This is a genomic window from Roseibium limicola, assembly GCF_017313085.1.
In the GTDB taxonomy this organism is placed as follows: domain Bacteria; phylum Pseudomonadota; class Alphaproteobacteria; order Rhizobiales; family Stappiaceae; genus Roseibium; species Roseibium limicola.
Genome location: NZ_JAFLNF010000003.1, coordinates 347301 through 364860 on the forward strand (window position 1 = coordinate 347301; position 17560 = coordinate 364860).

The 17560-nt window shown below is 57.0% G+C and carries 13 protein-coding genes; 5 read left to right on the top strand and 8 right to left on the bottom strand.

Annotated features, from left to right (window positions below):
• Positions 1 to 5: 5 nt before the first annotated feature.
• The 5 genes from J0X15_RS08810 to J0X15_RS08830 all read right to left on the bottom strand — a co-directional run bounded on the left by J0X15_RS08810 (position 6) and on the right by J0X15_RS08830 (position 6542).
• On the bottom strand, positions 6 to 1766 hold the full coding sequence (locus J0X15_RS08810; RefSeq protein ID WP_206939789.1) for an ABC transporter ATP-binding protein: 1761 nt from the start codon (positions 1764 to 1766) through the stop codon (positions 6 to 8).
• Between the two features lie 10 nt (positions 1767 to 1776).
• Entirely contained in the window at positions 1777 to 2859 is a 1083-nt protein-coding gene (locus tag J0X15_RS08815) for an ABC transporter permease (RefSeq protein WP_206939790.1), read from the bottom strand.
• 100 nt (positions 2860 to 2959) lie between these two features.
• Positions 2960 to 4291: a CmpA/NrtA family ABC transporter substrate-binding protein gene (locus tag J0X15_RS08820; protein ID WP_206940205.1), complete on the bottom strand. Its 1332-nt coding sequence runs from the start codon at positions 4289 to 4291 to the stop codon at positions 2960 to 2962.
• A 491-nt stretch (positions 4292 to 4782) separates the two neighbouring features.
• Positions 4783 to 5952 carry a CmpA/NrtA family ABC transporter substrate-binding protein gene (locus J0X15_RS08825; protein WP_206939791.1) on the bottom strand — a complete coding sequence of 390 codons (1170 nt, stop codon included), beginning with the start codon at positions 5950 to 5952 and terminating at the stop codon, positions 4783 to 4785.
• 2 nt (positions 5953 to 5954) lie between these two features.
• Positions 5955 to 6542, bottom strand: coding sequence for an ANTAR domain-containing response regulator (locus J0X15_RS08830; protein ID WP_206939792.1), 588 nt, complete (start codon positions 6540 to 6542; stop codon positions 5955 to 5957).
• A 367-nt stretch (positions 6543 to 6909) separates the two neighbouring features.
• Between J0X15_RS08830 and J0X15_RS08835 the strand changes: the two genes are divergently transcribed.
• The 3 genes from J0X15_RS08835 to J0X15_RS08845 all read left to right on the top strand — a co-directional run bounded on the left by J0X15_RS08835 (position 6910) and on the right by J0X15_RS08845 (position 9849).
• Positions 6910 to 7857, top strand: coding sequence for a 3-hydroxyacyl-CoA dehydrogenase (locus J0X15_RS08835; RefSeq protein ID WP_206939793.1), 948 nt, complete (start codon positions 6910 to 6912; stop codon positions 7855 to 7857).
• A gap of 126 nt (positions 7858 to 7983) precedes the next feature.
• On the top strand, positions 7984 to 8244 hold the full coding sequence (locus tag J0X15_RS08840; protein ID WP_206939794.1) for a Rho termination factor N-terminal domain-containing protein: 261 nt from the start codon (positions 7984 to 7986) through the stop codon (positions 8242 to 8244).
• Between the two features lie 138 nt (positions 8245 to 8382).
• Positions 8383 to 9849 carry an MFS transporter gene (locus tag J0X15_RS08845; protein ID WP_206939796.1) on the top strand — a complete coding sequence of 489 codons (1467 nt, stop codon included), beginning with the start codon at positions 8383 to 8385 and terminating at the stop codon, positions 9847 to 9849.
• Positions 9850 to 9930: 81 nt separating this feature from the next.
• Here the strand turns inward: J0X15_RS08845 and J0X15_RS08850 are convergent, their stop codons facing one another.
• Positions 9931 to 10491: a type 1 glutamine amidotransferase domain-containing protein gene (locus J0X15_RS08850; RefSeq protein WP_206939797.1), complete on the bottom strand. Its 561-nt coding sequence runs from the start codon at positions 10489 to 10491 to the stop codon at positions 9931 to 9933.
• A 188-nt stretch (positions 10492 to 10679) separates the two neighbouring features.
• On the opposite strand from J0X15_RS08850, the gene J0X15_RS08855 reads away from it, so the two are divergent.
• Together J0X15_RS08855 and J0X15_RS08860 are read left to right on the top strand one after the other, a co-directional pair.
• A complete protein-coding gene (locus J0X15_RS08855; RefSeq protein WP_206939798.1) occupies positions 10680 to 11801 on the top strand; it encodes a YihY/virulence factor BrkB family protein in 1122 nt (373 codons plus the stop codon).
• 24 nt (positions 11802 to 11825) lie between these two features.
• Positions 11826 to 12152, top strand: coding sequence for a YrhK family protein (locus J0X15_RS08860; protein WP_206939799.1), 327 nt, complete (start codon positions 11826 to 11828; stop codon positions 12150 to 12152).
• A 57-nt stretch (positions 12153 to 12209) separates the two neighbouring features.
• On the opposite strand, the gene J0X15_RS08865 is transcribed toward J0X15_RS08860, so the two are convergent.
• Positions 12210 to 14675 carry a methyl-accepting chemotaxis protein gene (locus J0X15_RS08865; protein ID WP_206939800.1) on the bottom strand — a complete coding sequence of 822 codons (2466 nt, stop codon included), beginning with the start codon at positions 14673 to 14675 and terminating at the stop codon, positions 12210 to 12212.
• A 180-nt stretch (positions 14676 to 14855) separates the two neighbouring features.
• Positions 14856 to 17321, bottom strand: a complete 2466-nt coding sequence (locus J0X15_RS20360) for a methyl-accepting chemotaxis protein (protein ID WP_206939801.1) — start codon at positions 17319 to 17321, stop codon at positions 14856 to 14858.
• Positions 17322 to 17560 lie beyond the last annotated feature (239 nt).

Sequence of the window (17560 nt, forward strand, 5' to 3'; positions counted from 1 at the left end):
GAGGACTATTCCGCGGCCTGCATGGCGGCTTTCTGCCGGGCCATGCGGGTTGCGCGTTTTTCCTGAATGGATTTCAACTGTTCTTCGCTCGGATCCGCGCCGCCTTCGTAGGCTTCCAGGAAGTCCAGAAGCTCTTCGCGGTAGGCGTAGTAATCCGGGTGAGCGAGAAGCTCCTTGCGGGAGCGTGGACGCGGCAGGTCCACTTCCATGATGTTGCCGATGCGTGCATTCGGCCCGTTCGACATCATCACAACACGGTCAGCCAGCAGGATGGCTTCATCCACATCGTGCGTGACGCAGACTGCCGTCACCTGGGTGCGTTTCCACACCTCCATCAGCACGTCCTGCAACTCCCAGCGCGTCAAGCTGTCAAGCATGCCAAACGGCTCATCAAGCAACAGAAGCTTCGGTGACAAGGCAAAGGCCCTGGCGATCCCGACCCGCTGCTTCATGCCATTGGAGAGATCCAGGGCCGGCTTGTTCATCGCATCGCTGAGACCGACCTTGGACAGGTAATATTCAATAACGTCGCGTTTCTCGGTTTTGGAGGCGTCTGGATAGACCTTGTCGACACCAAGTGCGACGTTTTCATAAGCCGTCAGCCAGGGCATAAGACTGGGAGCCTGAAACACAACGGCTCGGTCCGGGCCGGCCTTGGTCACATGGGTGCCGTCCAGAATGACCGAACCTTCGGTGATCCCATTAAGGCCTGCGACCATCGACAGCACCGTCGACTTGCCGCAACCTGAATGACCGATCAGCGTGACGAACTCGCCCTTCTTCATTTTCAGATCGAAGCCGTCGACAACGGTCAGCGGTCCCTTTGGCGTCGGATAGACCTTCTTCACCTGGCTGAATTCCAGGTAACGGTCTTCCGTGATCGTTTCGGCTGCCCGCTCGTAGGCCGCCGGCAGCCTGTCTGCTTTTGACAGTCTCTGAGTGATTGGCACCAGAGTCGGCAACACAATCTCGCGCTCTACCTCAGCCTCGACCTCCGCGCCCACCGTCATCAGGTAGTCAGTGATTTCGGCGCGAAGACTGATGAAGTCATCATTGTGGTTCAACTCTCCCCGGTCGCGGGGACGCGCGAAATCAACCTTGAACTCCGGCCCCAGCGTGGCCGGTGAACCGGGCTTCAACGGCACGATTCGATCCGCCAGGAGAATGGCCTCATCCACATCGTTGGTGATAAGAAGGATGGTCTTCTTCTCTTGCTCGCAGATTGCCGCAAACTCGTCCTGCAACTTGGCCCGTGTCAGCGCATCCAGAGCCGATAGGGGCTCATCCAGCAGCAGAAACTCCGGGCGCATGGCAAGCGCGCGTGCCACAGCCACGCGCTGACGCATACCACCGGAGAGTTCCGAAGGCTTACGATCACGGGCGTGACCCAGACCGACCATGTCGATGTATTTGTCTGCAATCGCCTTGCGCTCCGAAGAGGGCTTCTTCTTGAAGACCGAGTCGACAGCAAGCGACACATTCCCGAACACCGTCAGCCACGGCATCAGGGAATAGGACTGGAACACCACGCCCCGCTCCGGGCTCGGCCCGGAGATTTCCTTGTTCTTGAAGATGATGCCGCCCGTGTCAGGCTCGATCAAACCAGCCAGCAGGGAGATCAGAGTGGTCTTGCCGGAGCCGGAGAAACCGACAATGGCAATGAATTCGCCTTCGCCGATCTTAAGGTTGATGTCACCCAGGACCTTTGTCCGGGAGGCACCCTCACCATAGCTTTTCGACAGATTGGAGATCTCAACAAAACTCATCGGATGCTCCTTATCGATTGGCAGAGAAGGTGAAGGCGCGCTGCAAGGCAAACATCAGGCGATCAAGAGCAAAGCCGATGATGCCGATGGTGACGACAGCGACCATGATCTTGGCCAGGGACTGGGAAGAGCCGTTCTGGAATTCATCCCAGACGAATTTTCCGAGCCCCGGGTTTTGCGCCAGCATTTCCGCGGCGATCAGCACCATCCAGCCCACGCCCAGCGACAACCGAAGACCGGTGAAGATCAGCGGCAAGGACGACGGCAGAACCAGCTTGGTGATGGTCTTCCAGGTCGGCAGTTGGAGGACACGACCGACGTTCATCAGGTCCTTGTCGACAGAGGCAACACCCAGTGCGGTGTTGATCAGCGTCGGCCACATTGAGCAGAGCGTCACAGTCACGGCGGAGATCAGCAGAGACTTGGACAGCCAGTCATAGGCATCGGCGTAGGTGGCGGAGACGATCATCGTGACGATTGGCAGCCAGGCTAGTGGCGAGACCGGCTTGAAGATCTGGATCAACGGATTGATGGCACCATTGAATGTTCGTGACAGACCGGAGGCGATGCCAAGCGGCACTGCAATCAGTGTGGCAATCAGGAACCCCAGGCCGACAGTCTTCAAGGATGTGCCGATCTGGTCGATATAGGTCGGCGCGCCGGTGAACGTACGCCATTTGATCCGGTCGGTTTTACCGGCAGCTTCCAGCTTGGCGTTACGCTCGTCCTGGCGGTCGTAGAAGGCGTCGGCCTTTTCGCGTTGTCGAACGTGGTCGCCCCACAGGTTGACCGCCTGATCCCAGACCTGAACCGGACCTGGGACGGCACCGAGGGATGTCTGGACCTGCGGTGCCAGGACGCCCCAGAGGGAAACAAATGCAACGATGCCAAGGAGTGGGATCAGAAGCACCCGCTTCAATTCACCCACCTGTTCTTTGACGTCGTCACCAGCAGCAATTTTCAGAAGTGGAACAGTCCAGGACAGGCCGAGCGCATCAAGCCAGCTTGATGCCTTGTTAATCCTGGTGAAGAGACGTTCCTTACGGGCCTGACGCGCTATATCCGCGCCTGCAGCAGTCTCGGCATTGGCCATTTGGCTTGATCCTTATCGCGAAGCTATCGTTGAGATCTGGCGTTTCACGCAGGCGGCCGAGGGGAGGTCCGCCGCCTGCGAGGGAGGTGAGCGATGGGACTCAGCCTCCGACCACTTCAGATCCTTCGACGGTTTGCTTGCCCTTCAAGCCGATGGGCAGGCTGTCGATGTAGGCGTTGGGCTGTTTGCCGTCGTAGGCAATGCCATCGATGATGTCTTCAGTTGGAGTTGGGTCGCGATAACCATCTGTTTCCCAAGGAAAATCACCATCCTCAACATAGCCTTCCTCGACCAGCATCTTCGCGGCCTTGAGATAGATTTCCGGCTTGTAGACGGACTTTGCGACCTCGTCGTACCAGCTGTCAGGCTTGTAATCGGAAATCTGGCCCCATCGGCGCATCTGGGTCAGATACCAGACGGCATCGGAGTAATAGGGATAGGTCGCGAAGTAGCGGTAGAAGACGTTGAAGTCCGGCACTTCACGCTTGTCGCCCTTCTCGTACTCGAAGGTTCCGGTCATCGAGTTGGCAATGACTTCCTGATCAGCACCGACATATTCCGGACGGGACAGGATCTCGACGGCTTCCATGCGGTTGGCGTTGTCGTTCTCATCCAGCCACTTGGCAGCACGGATCAGCGCCTTGGTGATCGCCAGTGTCGTGTTCGGATATTCTTCCGTGAACTCCTGGGTCAGGCCGAAGACCTTTTCCGGATTGTTCTTCCAGATCTCGTAGTCGGTGATGACCGGTACGCCGATACCCTTGAACACAGCTTGCTGGTTCCACGGTTCTCCGACGCAATAGCCGTAAATGGTGCCTGCCTCGAGAGTGGACGGCATCTGCGGCGGCGGCGTTACCGAAAGAAGTGCATCGCCTTTGATCTGCCCGGAAATGTCGGTCTTGGAATAGAAACCTGGATGAATGTCGCCGGACGCGAGCCAGTAGCGCAGCTCATAATTATGGGTCGAGACCGGGAAGACCATGCCCATGTTGAAGGGCTTGCCTTCAGACTTGAACTGGTCGACGACCGGCTTCAAAGCAGACGCCTTGATCGGGTGTACCGGCTTGCCATCGGCCTGCATCTCAAGATGCGGCTTCATCAACTCGAAGATCTCGTTGGAAACGGTGATGCCGTTGCCGTTCAAATCCATCGAAAATGGCGTTACGATATGTGCCTTTGTGCCGAAGCCAATGGTTGCAGCAAGTGGCTGACCGGCCAGCATGTGGGCTCCATCCAATTCACCGGTAATTACCCGGTCGAGGAGCACCTTCCAGTTGGCCTGCGGTTCGATGGTGACGAAAAGACCTTCATCCTCGAAGTAGCCCTTCTCATAGGCAATGGCGAGCGGCGCCATATCGGTCAGTTTGATGAAGCCAAACTTCAATTCGTCCTTTTCCACGTCCAGCATGTCTGCATTCGCAGTCGTGGACATGAAACTCGCGCCTGCGGACACCCCAGCCGCCAACACTACGGCGGCCCAGGTGGTGTTGCATTTGATCGTCGTGGTCACTTGCAGATCCCTCATTCTTACAAGCCTTCCGCCCTGAGCCCACCGTCCGTCTCCAGGTCCCGAGCTCTTCGCTCCGGTTCCTGGGCCTTCCGGTATGGCCGCCTGCGGGTCGACTGTTGGTCAAAACAAAAAAGCCGCCGATGGACCGACACACGGGAGGTGTGTTTCAGTCTCATCGGCGGCTTTGCCGTGTCGCCCCGCTTCGGGCGCTTATTCCTCTGGAAGGCCTTCTTTGGCTCTCACCCCTAACCTTGCAGGAAGTGTGCCAATTGGATTACTTCCCTATACTATTAATGAATTCAATACCTTAATGAAAATTAACAGAATTACCCAATGCGTGCGCCGCACAAAAACTCGGCCCGTTTATTTCGCAGATGAACAATATTTACGCATAGCGTCCGGAGATTTAGCAGTCAGGAACGGATCTTGAACCCGTCGATGTAACCTTTGACGTTCTCTGGATTGAACTCCAGTCCATCAAAAAAATGGAAACCGAGATCAGCACGCCCGGCGGTAAGGGGGGCCAGCCCCATTGCCGATGAGTAAATGTCCGGCGCAAAGGTGTGTTGAACCACCTTCAGGTCTTCGTCGGAGTAGATCGCCTGACCCCAGCGCACCATCTGGGAATAGAACCACAGACCATGATGAGGATTGGGCAATTGGGCGCCGTACCCGGAAACCTTGAAGATTTCCGCCTCCACTTCAGGCCCGGTCTTGCCCAACTGCAAGCGTCCTGTCAGAGCAGGAAGACAGGCCTCAGCCGGGCAATCAAGAAACTCCTGACGTGCCAGAACCTGCGCCAGCTCAGTGGCATTCTCCTTGAGCGCGCACCAGTCGGAGGCATTCTTCAACGCCTGGATAAGGCGATGCAAAACATCCGGATTGCGTGCCGCCCAGCTTTCCGTGACACCAAGCACCTTTTCCGGGCTCGACGGCCAGATCGCCTCCTTGAAGGTCACGATACGTCCGCGACCACTTAGAACAGACACCGTGTTCCAAGGTTCGCCCACGCAATAGCCATCAATCTGATGCATCGTCAGTGCATCGGGCATCAATGGCGGTGGCAACACCGAAATCTCGACATCCCGGTCGGGATGAATCCCCACGCCTGCAAGCCAGTAGCGCAGTTCATAGGCGTGACCGGAGAAAGGATGCACGACGCCGAAGCGCAAAGGATGCCGTCCGGCATCCGCGCGTTTTCTGACCAGAGATGCCAGCGCTTCCCCCGTCGCCCTGGGTTCGCCGTCCTCGGCTGCCCCCTCGCCCTGCAAATCAGCCCAGAGTGCGTTGGAGACCGTGATGGCATTGCCACCAAGCCCCAGGAACATCGCAGCCCGCATTGGCACGGCAAGGGTCGTGATTTTCAGTGAGGCGGCAATCGGCATCGGCCCCAACATATGGGCGACGTCGAAATGACCGACGGCAATACGGTCGCGAATATTGGCCCAGGAAGTCTCGCGGATCAGCTTCAGATCAATGCCCTGTTCCTCGGCAAATCCATAGGTCGATGCAATTACCAGCAGTGCACTGTCAAGCAGCGGTATATATCCGGCAACAACGCTATCCAAAGTCCCAGCGCTCATACTCATTCCTCCAAGAGACCACTGGCAATCACGAGGCTCTGGGCTACCTCGATTATCTTGCGGCTCTGGTTCATCGCGGTCTTTCGCAGGAGCCGATAGGCCTCATCCTCCGAAATCCCGCGCGTTTTCATCAAGATCCCCTTCGCCCGCTCAACCGTCTTGCGCTCAGCCAGTTCACTGCGCGCCTCTGCCAGCTCGTTTGTCAGTCGGGAAAATGCGCGGAAGCGGCTGATCGCCATATCGAGGATGGGCTTCACCCGTTCCTTTTTCAGCCCGTCCACCACATAGGCAGAGACGCCTGCTTCGACGGCCGCCTCAATAGAGCCCGCGTCGGACTGGTCAACAAACATGGCAATGGGTCTTTGGACTGCACGCGTCACCTGAAACATGTGTTCCAGCTTGTCACGGTTGGGATTTTCCAGATCGATGACGATCACATCAGGATCGATCTCTGCGATGCGCCGAACCAGCCCATCCATTTCATGCACCAGGATAACCCGAAAATGACCAGCATCGTGCAGGCCCTGCTCGATTATGGAAGCACGGATGTGATTGTCATCAATGACGAGAATGGAAAGCGCGGGCGACATGCCCCCATTATGCGCAGGCCTGATAATTGTGCAATGCACCAAAAGCACTGGACCACTGAAATTCACGTCTTGCTTAAGCTGCCGCCCACCAAGATCGGTTATCAGCCAAAAAGATCCTGATATTTTCAGATATAGACGCCAGCCAACAGCAGACGAAGATGATCTCATAAGCTGGGATTACCAGAGTGCCGCACCACGAACGTCACTCTCAGCGCAACCCAAAATGCCGGCTCCCAGTCGCCTGGCAAGACAGTTCATGCCCTGCACTGCCTTTTCTTTTACCTGATAATTTGCTTCCATCGCATCTCATCCGAAGCACGGCAGGAGGTGCTGCGTTTCGGTTCATGTCTTTGGGAGGAAACGCCAAATGGCGAAAGTTGCAATCGTGGGTTCCGGCTTTATCGGCCGTGCCTGGGCCATCACCTATGCGCGCGCGGGATATGAGGTAACGCTATGGGACAAGCTTGACGGTGCCCCAGAAGCCGCAATCTCCTACATTGGCGACGTACTCGGTGATCTTGAGGCCAACGACCTGCTGAATGGTCAAGCGCCAGCAGAGGTTCTGGCGCGGGTTTCGAGCCAAAAACGGCTTGCGGAAGCCCTCGACGGAGCCCTTCATGTTCAGGAGAATGCTCCGGAACAAATTGAGTTGAAGCAGTCTCTCTGGTCGGAGATGGATGAGATTGCAGACCCGCAGACGATCCTCGCCAGCTCGACCTCGGCTCTGCTTCCGTCGAAATTCACAGAACATCTGAAGGGACGGGATCGCTGTCTGGTTGCCCACCCGATCAATCCGCCTTACCTGATCCGTGCCGTTGAAGTTGTCCCCTCCCCCTGGACGTCTGATGACGCCATGGAGAAAACACGGCAACTGATGATCAAGGCCGGGCAACAACCAATCATGATGACCGGCGAAATCGATGGTTTCATCATGAACCGACTTCAAGGCGCGCTTTTGGAAGAAGCTTTCCGGCTGGTCGATGGCGGGCACGCTTCTGCCGAGGACGTCGATATCGGCATTCGCGAAGGATTGGCGGCGCGTTGGGCCTTCATGGGCCCGTTTGAGACCATTGACCTGAATGCGCCGGCAGGAGTGCGCGACTATGCCCAGCGCTACCAGGGCATGTTCGCCAACATGTTCACGCAGATGCTGACACGCGTAAATTGGGATGGCCCGGTGATGGATGCGGTGGAAAGCAACCGCCGCGAACGTCTGCCCGCCAACAAACTGGAGGAACGCCAGAAGTGGCGTGATCGCCGTTTGATGGCCCTCGCCTCCCACAAACGCCAGCAAGAAGCTAAGCTCGGCGAGTAAAGGCCAAGGTGTCCTAGGCTTCTGAGCTGCTTTATCGCGTATGTCAGCTTCCGCAGCGTGCACAGGGAACCAAAAGAACTCCTGTCCGGTTTTTATATCAGACAAAAGACGGACAGGAGACCTCCGATGGCAAAATCTCATAGCCCCTCCATCAAGGATGATGAGCTCTACGACGCCTTGCGCGATGACGGCATGAGCAAGGAAAAGGCAGCGCGCATCTCCAATGCCAAAGCCGCAGGGGACAAGCCCTCGGAAAAAGGTGGAAAAGCCCCGCCTTATGAGGAGTGGACTAAAGACCAGCTTTACGAAAAGGCCCAGGAGATCGGCATTGACGGCCGATCCGGCATGAACAAGGCTGAACTGATCACAGCGCTGCGCGATCACTGACCTTTAGCTTTTGCGTGACATTTTTCTGCAAAACTCTTAGCTCATAAAACAGCTTCGCTGACCGCGCTCCTCCACGCGGACAGCCTTTTCTTTTGCGTCGGCCATTCTGCCGGCCCTTTTCACAAAGATCCTATTCTTATGCCAAATCCCGAAACCAAGGGCGGCCCCGGCACGCCCGACCTGCACTTCAATCCGTGGCTCGCCGCAGCGGTGTTGCTGCTTGCCAACTTCATGAACTTGATTGACATCACCATCGTCAATGTTGGCCTGCCTGCCATTCAGGCCGGCCTGGATGCATCGTCGACAGATCTGGAATGGGTCTCGGCCGGTTATGTTCTGACCTTTTCCGCGGGTTTGCTGCCGTTTGGACGGTTTGGCGACCTGTGGGGCCGTCACAGAGTTTTCCAGGCTGGCCTGATTGTCTTCACTTTGGCCTCAGTCTTGTGCGGCTTTGCCCCAAACATCGAAACACTGATTGTCGCGCGTCTGATCCAGGGTGTCGGTGCTGCAATGATGGTGCCGCAGGTCCTGGCCATCATCCACGTCATCTTTCCGCCTGAGCAGAAAGGCAAAGCCTTTGCCATGACTGGGGTGATCACCAGCCTCGGCGCGGTGGCGGGCCCGCTGATTGGCGGCGTTCTGATATCCGCCGATCTGTGGGAGCTCGGATGGCGCACGATCTTTCTGATCAATCTGCCAATTGGTGCACTGGCGATTGCCGGTAGCTTTCTTCTTATACCGCGGATCCCGGCTCAGGCTGCTACACGTCCCGACTGGCTCGGGATCCTGTTGTTCGGCGGGTTTTCCGTCTGTCTGGTTTTGCCCTTGGTCGAGGGGCGTGACTTCGGCTGGCCCTGGTGGACCTTTGCCATGATGGGATGCGCACTGCCTTTTGGGATCGGCTTCTATTTCTGGCAATTCTATTGTGACCGCCCTGGCCGGTCGGCTCTCATGCCACGCAGTCTTCTAACCAGCCCGGCGTTCCTGTCTGGGCTCGGGATCGCCACTGCGCATTTTTCCGGCATTGCCGGCATGTTCTTTCTGCTCGCAGTGTTCCTGCAAAGCGGCTTCGGGCTGTCCCCCCTGATGTCCGGACTGCTCACTGTGCCCTTTCCGGTTGGCGTCATGCTTGCCTCAACTTTCGGCGCGCGCCTGGGAACGAAGAACAAGACAGTCTGGATGGCCTCAGGAGCTGCTCTAATGTGCACTGGCTTCCTTGCCTTGCGCATAGTCGTCAGCTCGACTGGTGACGAGATCATCTCTCTGAGCTTTGTTATTCCGCTTCTTCTGTGTGGCATGGGCATGGGGGCTGTCGTACCCACCTTGTTTCAGTCAATCATGGCGTCTGTCGACAACACATCTGCAGGGGCCGGATCCGGCGCCATGCAGGCGTTCCAACAAGCCGGAACGGCTTTCGGCATTGCAGTGCTGGGGCAGATCTTCTTTGCAACGCTGGGCGTGGATGGCCACGCACCGGGCGCAGCCAGCCATGCCGCCTTCATTCAGGCACTGGAAACCGCGTTGATCTATCCGATCGTGCTTTATGCCGCGATTGCGGTCTTCACCCTGCTGCGCGGGCGCTTGCGCTCGGTGAAAAGCAGCTAGGCCGTAAACTGATCACCACGCATGAAAAAGGCTGCAGCAAAGGAGCTGCAGCCTTTTTGAATGGGATGAACAGTTAGTTGATCACGCAGCTTTGCGCTTGTGTTCGCCCTCTTCGATTTCCTCGATGATCTTGGCAACGAATGCCTGAAGATCCTCGGGCGACCGAGACGTGACGATGCCGTTGTCGCAGACCACCTCCTGATCACGCCATTTGGCTCCGGCATTCTCGATATCGGTCTTGATCGACTTGTAGGACGTCGCTTCACGGCCGTTCAAAGCGCCGACTTCAGCCAGTAGCCACGGGGCATGGCAAATGGCGGCAACGGTCTTGCCGTTGTGAACGAAGGAACGGATCAGTGCGAGTGCATCATCGTTTACGCGCAGCAGATCCGGATTGATCTGGCCACCAGGCAGGACCACCGCGTCATAGTCGGCAGGGGCAGCCTGCGTCAGTTTCAGGTCGGCATCAGCCTTGTTGCCCCAATTGTCCTTGTCCCAGCCCTTGATCGCTTCACCATCAGGTGTGGCGACATGGACGACCGCACCGGCTTTTCGCAGTTCATCGCGTGGATATTCCAGCTCCGACTGCTCAAACCCATGCGTGGAAATAATCAGAATTTTCGCGTCAGTGATCTTGGGCATTTCATACTCCCTTGTTTGCGTTTGCACCCGGACAACGATCCTTCCCCCGGCGCCGTTCCCTGACGAAACGAGGCATTTTCGTGATGCAAAACGGAACATTGACGGGAAATGGGCGTTCCCTAGCCATACTCCGATCAAAGGTTACCTCGCCCGCAAGCGCACCAGCCGATCTCAATCAGGATATCTCAATGGCCAATTTCTTCTCCTCCACGCCATCTTCACCCGAGCAACGTGCAGCTACCGAAACCACTCCTGCGACGATGAAAAGCCTGGAAGAAGAACCTCGCGAGGAAAAGCGCGGACGTGGAGCCAAGCGCATGGTCGAGATACCCGCGCGAGGCTGGCTGGACATCATCCTGCGGGTGCAACAGCAGCTTTCAATCGATAACATCGGCCTTGTGGCTGCCGGCACGACGTTTTTCATCATACTGTCGTTGGTACCGGCGCTTGGGGCACTTGTCTCCCTATACGGCTTGCTGACCGATCCGGGCGCGCTGGCTGCGCAACTTGACCGCTTCGCGCTTTATATTCCCGGAGGTGCCATGGAAATTCTACGGGGCGAGCTCACCCGGCTGATTTCGCGGCCAGATCAGACCCTCGGCGTATCCTTCATGGTTTCGCTCTTTCTGGCCATCTGGAGTGCCAACAAGGGTGTCACGGCAATGTTTCAGGCGATGAACGTCGCCTACAACGAGACTGAAAGCCGTAACTTCCTGGTCGTCAAAGGGCTGACGCTGCTGTTCACAATCTCGGTCCTGATTTTTGGCTTGGTGCTGCTGAATTCCGCAGTCACCCTGCCGCTGATGTTTAGCTATCTCGGCATGGATGGTCTCTACGCCCTCGTCGCCGGCCTTACACTTCCGGTTTTGCTGATTGCCGGCAGCGTCTTCGGCATCAGCGCCCTGTATCGCTGGGGACCGAGCCGTCGACCGGCCAAATGGCGGTGGATTTCCCCCGGTGCGGTTGGGGCTGCCTTGGGTATGGTGGCTGTCGCTGCCGGCTTTGCCTACTACCTCTCGCGCTTCGGTAACTACGGCGCAACCTACGGCTCACTTGGCGCGGTCGTCGGTCTGATGATGTGGATCTACCTGTCCACCTACGTGGTGCTTCTGGGAGCTGAAATGAACGCAGAGATCGAACACCAGACCTCGGTAGATTCAACTGTCGGCCCCGATCGCCCACGCGGTGATCGTCGCGCGATGGTCGCTGATACCGTCGGCGACAGGCAGAGCCTGGGGTTGATCAGCACATATCAAAAGATAAAGAACAAACTCTCGCGCGCCAAACCGGTGACCGTACAGGGCAATTGAATGCATATGAAAAAGGAGGCAAACATGACGCTGGCAAAGAAATGGCTACCGCTCAAGATCTTTCTTCGAGACTACGGATGGATTCATCTCGGGCTTGGTTTGATCGGAAACGGAACCTTCTTCATCGGCTCCATTCTGTTTCTGCCGTCTCTTGAACCTTACAAGACACTTGGCGTCTGGCTGTTCATTCTCGGGTCTTTCCTGATGCTCGTCGGCTCGGTCGGACGGTTTCTCGTTGACCTATTCAAACGCGAGGAGAGAAGCAGAACCGAGAGGGCAGAGGAAAACCAGTGGCGCAGTTCTCGTTTTTCAGAGGACCGCTCTCATCGCGGGCACTCAGCCGTTTTTTAGAGCCAGGCTACGCGCCTTGCGAGCGGGCCCAGCTTATTGAGATGGCCCGCTCTCTCATCAGGCGGCGGCAACTTCCGCCAGGAAGGTCTCGATTTCCTTCTGCAGTTCGCCACTGCGCTGCCCCAGATGCCCCGCCGCAGACAACACCGATCCTGAAGCAACGCGGGTTTCTTCCACTGCTTCTGCGAGGCTGACCATGTTTGATTGCACAGACCGTGTTCCCTCAGAAGCTCGCTGTACGTTGCCGGAGATCTCGTTGGTTGCAGATCCCTGCTGAGTGACGGCGGAAGCTATCGACTGGGTATAGCCATCGACTTCTTCCATAATGCCGGAAATCGACCCGATCGCTTCCACGGCGTCTTTGGTTGACCCCTGAATCGTGGTGATCTGTGTAGAGATCTCTTCCGTCGCCTTGGAGGTCTGGGTCGCCAATTCCTTGACTTCGGCTGCGACCACAGCAAAGCCTCGACCCGCCTCGCCTGCTCTTGCTGCCTCGATTGTCGCATTGAGGGCCAACAGGTTTGTTTGCTCGGCAATCGCCTGGATCAGGCTGACCACCTCGCCGATTTTGCCTGCTGCTTCTGACAGAACAGCAACCTTGCCATTGGTCTCACGCACCGCCTGTGTTGCGGTCGAGACGATTTCAGTTGTCCGACCCACCTGGCTGCTGATTTCACCAATGGACGCGGAGAGCTCTTCGGCTGCACCAGCGACATTCTCCACATTCATGGAAGCTGCCTCACTGGCGCTCGAGGTGTCGGCTGCCTGAGCTGCACTGCGCCCGGAAATTTCCTGCAAAGAATGCGCTGTTCCATCCATTTCGCGTGCGGTGTCGGTCAGGGAGATGAACATCTGCTGCACCGACGTGCGGAAGGCCGTGATCAAACCGTCCACCTTGCCCTGGCGCACCTGCTGCAGTCTGCTGTCCTCTGCGCTGACATCTTCCAAACGCCGCCGTTCGAGAGCATTGTCGCGGAAGATCTGGACGGTACGGCTCATGTCGCCAATCTCGTCTTTCTGATCCGTGGAAGGGATTTCAACATCCGTGTTGCCAGCCGCCAGACTTGCCATGACCTTCGTCAGATTCTGGGTAGGTCTTGCGATCACAAGGGACAGGACCAATGCAATCAGCAGGCCCAATCCGACGGAGACCGCAACGGCGATGGCAATCAAGGACAACGCCAACGTCGATTGTGCGGAAGCCTCGTCGGCCTGGGCTTCAGCCAGTTCGGCGATCCCTTCACGCATCTGTGCTGACAGGGTGTTGAGTTCAGCAGTGACGGTATCGACCGTTTCGTAAGCTGCTTCCAGCGTCGCAAAGTTGGACCGGAAGGTTTCGATCTCGTCCAGGATGGCTTCGCTCGGGGCTTTCATTGCAGCGAAGGCCGCAGCATCCGCCTTCAACGTGTTGGCAAGGTTCTGCAGGATCGCCAGCCGATTGATGACATCATCGCTGCTTGCCGTTCCCAAGCCTGAGAACAGCGCCATTGTCGTAGCCTCAAGCCCCAGCGCTTCCTTGACGAACTTATCGGCATTGCCGGCAACCAACTCAACAATGGTGACCTGGGACGTGGCCGAGGAAGCAACCTTCCGCGCCTGACCGGATGCGGCAAATGCAAGACGGCTCAGTGCGTGGCTGTCGTCTGAGATCGTGTCCAGTAACTTGATGGCCGACACACGCGCCCGAACCTTGTCGACGTTCTTGGTTGCATTGATGGCGGTTTCGATGATGGCGGACAGTTCCCCACCTTTATCGACCATACCCTTCATGTCTTCCGGCTTCAGGCCTTCCAACTTCAGCTTTCCAGCCTTCTTGGCGGCTTTCTCCAGACGGCCTGCGGATTCGAGAAGAGTAGCGTAGATTTCTTTCGCTTGCTCCGCAGCGGCAGGGTCGAATGCCATTTCCTTCGTCTTCAACTCAACGAAGCCGTCTTCGAGAACCAGCGCTTCATCTTGAATATCGGCAATCAGCAATAGAACGCGGTCGGCACGGTTGCGCAGGCTGCCTGCGTTCTTTGCCTCGCCTGTCGCCTTGCGGCGGATCGTTTGCATCTGATCGGCAATGCCATTGGCAGCGGCCCGCAGACGGTTGGTGGACGACATCAAAGTCCCGACCACTTCGCGCTTGGCATCCGTCGCACTGACGACTTCGGTGAATTTGCCGGACAGTGCACTGATCTGGTTTTCCGCATCCTTCACGCGTCTGTGAGCCTCCGCCCCCTCGGGCAAGGCACTGTCCAGCGTCAACAGGGCTTTTTCCAGACTGCCGATTTGCCCGACAGCTGCTTCTGCAGCCTCTGCCGACTGAAGCTTCATGTAGGTTTCCCGGTCAGACGACACATGTTGCAACGTGGCCATTACATGAGTGGCAGCGGCACCGGTCTCCGACTGACCCTTGAGGTTCAATATAGAAAGTGTCCCGAAACCACCGACAGCGGCTGTCAACAACACAAGTGCTGCGCAGCCGCCCCCAAGCTTCCATGTCAGCCGAACATTGCCCAAGGGTTTCAACAGTCGGTTCACGGTACAGTCCTCCCAGTTACCATCCTGAGACGATGCGCCTTGCACCATGAATATTTGGTTTATGGAGAATAACTCAGCGGCAATCTTGTAATTTCACTTTAGACATCAAAAAACCCGATGCAATGCACCGGGTTTCATTGGTCTTCCTAAAGGCCATTCGCGGCCGGAACAGTGCCTTGATCAGGCAGCTGCGACCCGGGAGAGAAAGCCTTCAATTTCAGTTCGCAGAGCCTGGCCGCGCTGACCGAGATCACCAGCCGCCGAGAGAACTGTGCCTGCTGCTCCCTGGGTCTCATCAACAGCCTTGGACAGCACTTCCATGTTGGCCTGCACCGAACGGGTCCCTTCAGAGGCGCGCAACACGTTGTCCGAAATCTCTCCGGTCGCCGCGCCCTGCTGGGTGACAGCGGAAGCAATGGCCTGGGTGTAGCTGTTGACTTCCTCCATGGTCGAGGAGATTGCCGAGATTGCATCCACCGCCTCTGAGGTCGAGCCCTGGATGGCGGAGATGTGCTGGCTGATCTCTTCCGTCGCCTTCGAAGTCTGAGTTGCGAGTTCCTTTACTTCGGATGCAACAACCGCAAAGCCCTTGCCTGCATCACCGGCACGTGCCGCTTCGATGGTAGCGTTCAGCGCAAGCAGGTTGGTCTGCTCGGCAATGGCCTGGATGAGAGTCACGACTTCGCCGATTTTACCCGCAGCCTCGGCCAGATGCTGAACCTTGTTGTTGGTGTTCTGGACCGAGTCTGTCGCCTGGGAAACGATGGTCGAAGTGCGTTCCACCTGTGAGCTGATCTCGCCGATGGAGGCGGAGAGTTCTTCGGCAGCACCGGCAACATTCTCAACATTCATCGTTGCCTGAATGCTTGCATCAGATGTGCTGGAGGCTTGCTCGGAGCTGCTGGCGGCAAGCGCACTGAGCGACGAAGCCGTTCCATCCATCTCGCGAGCCGTATCGTCCAGGCTGCTCAGGACCGATTGCACATTGTCGCGGAAGCTGGCAATCAGCGTCTCGACTTCAAGCTGGCGACGCTTCTGTGCTTCCTGCTGCTCGGCGCCCTGCTCTTCCAGACGCAGCCGCTCAATGGCGTTGTCACGGAAGATCTGCACCGTGCGGCTCATCTCACCGATTTCATCTTTCTGATCTGCATTCGGAATTTCAACATCCGTGTCACCTTGGGCCAGACGCCCCATGACGCTGGTCAGCTGACGGGTCGGCTTGGTAATCAACAAGGAGACCACAAAGGCCAACAAGGACCCCAGAGCGATGGCGATGGCAAACGTGATACCGATACCCGCCAGAGCCATATCTGCCTTGACCGACGAAGCTTCCAACTGGTCAGTCACCACATCCGAAATGCCCGTACGCACTTCCTCCGAAAGCTTGGACAGACTAAAGACTGCGCCATCGAAATCTTCAGTCGCATACTGAAGCTCATTGAAGTCACTGGCATATGTTTCGATGTTGTATTTCATCGCACGGGCTGGACCAACCACCTTGGGGAACGCAGTCGCAGCCGCAACCAGGTCTTCCGCCTTGGAGGTCAGGACCTCGATTTGAGCATGAACGCTCGCGAGTTCATCCGGCCCTTTTTTGACCACGTAATCCTTCGTCATGGACTCCAGGGCATAGGTCTCGCGCACCAGAACGTCAGCCTTGGAGACCACCTTTCCAACTAGATTGGCTTGTCCCACGGCAGCGGCAGCTTCGTCACGGGAGGCTTCGACGATCTTTGAAACATCCGCGTTGAGGCTGTCGACCGCCGTCAGCAGGTTCCCGGCACTCGTAGCAACAGCAGTGCGGTACTTCTGCTGATTGATGCCCCTGTCGGCCTTTTCCATCTCACCCAAATTGCTGGTCAGCTTTCCGGCGTCCGCCTTCATCTGCTTCAGCTTCGTGGCATCAACGCCCGGAAGGTTGAGGCTGGCAATCATATTGGTGCTTTCGCTCAGCGCGCCGGCGTGAATATGCGCTTGCTCGACAAGCTCCGTCGCCTTGGCAGCAGCCTCATCCCCCTTGGCAATGGCGGCAAGGCGGAAGCGCTTCAGCACACCGTTCAGACTGTCGGCTTCGCTCTCGATCTGAGCCAGAGCTGAGAAGAAAGAATCTGCCTTGGTGCGTGTCTCGGTGGCGCGTGCGGCAACCTCCTCCGCTTCACTGGCAATCATCCCCATCTTGTCGGAGACCATCAGGCCATTGTGTTCCAGCTGGTTGGCCGTGTCGTCCAGAATAAACATCGTTTGCTGTTGAAGGTCGACCGCCTCAAGAACCGTCTCCAGTTCCCCCTGCAGCTCGGTCACAGAGGCCGTTGCCGTTGCGACCCGCATTCCACCGACTGAGGTTGCGTCCAGATGCTTTGCCAGCCCTTCCAGGCCTTTGGCGAGGTCTGTCGTGCGCTCCCTCAGGCTGTCGGCCATCGACAGATCCTGGCTGACCAGGAAAGCTTCCCGCTGAGCGGAAACCTGTTGCAGGGAGGCCATCACCATGGAGGCTTCCGACGTCACCTTGTTCTGCCCGCGCAGCTCAAGAATCGATAGGGTGCCAACAGCACCGATGGCGCCTGCCAGTACGATCATGGTGGCAAATCCACCACCGACTTTCCAAGAGAACCCAAGATTGCCAAGGGGCTTTAGCACTGCGTTCACGCCAAGAACTCCATCTGTGAAAATTTTTCACAGTGTCAGGCCTGCGAATAAACAAAACGTGAAAAACGTTGTTTTTAAAAGGCTTTTTGCCCGAAGGGATCGATGGAAACAGCTCTTCTTATGTGTGACTTTCGTGTAACGACGGCCATTTCCTGCCAAGTTGTGAGGCGGAACCTCACCACCCTCTCCGTGTGACGCTCGCAAGCTTTGGAAAACGTTACGGCAGATTTTGTTTCATT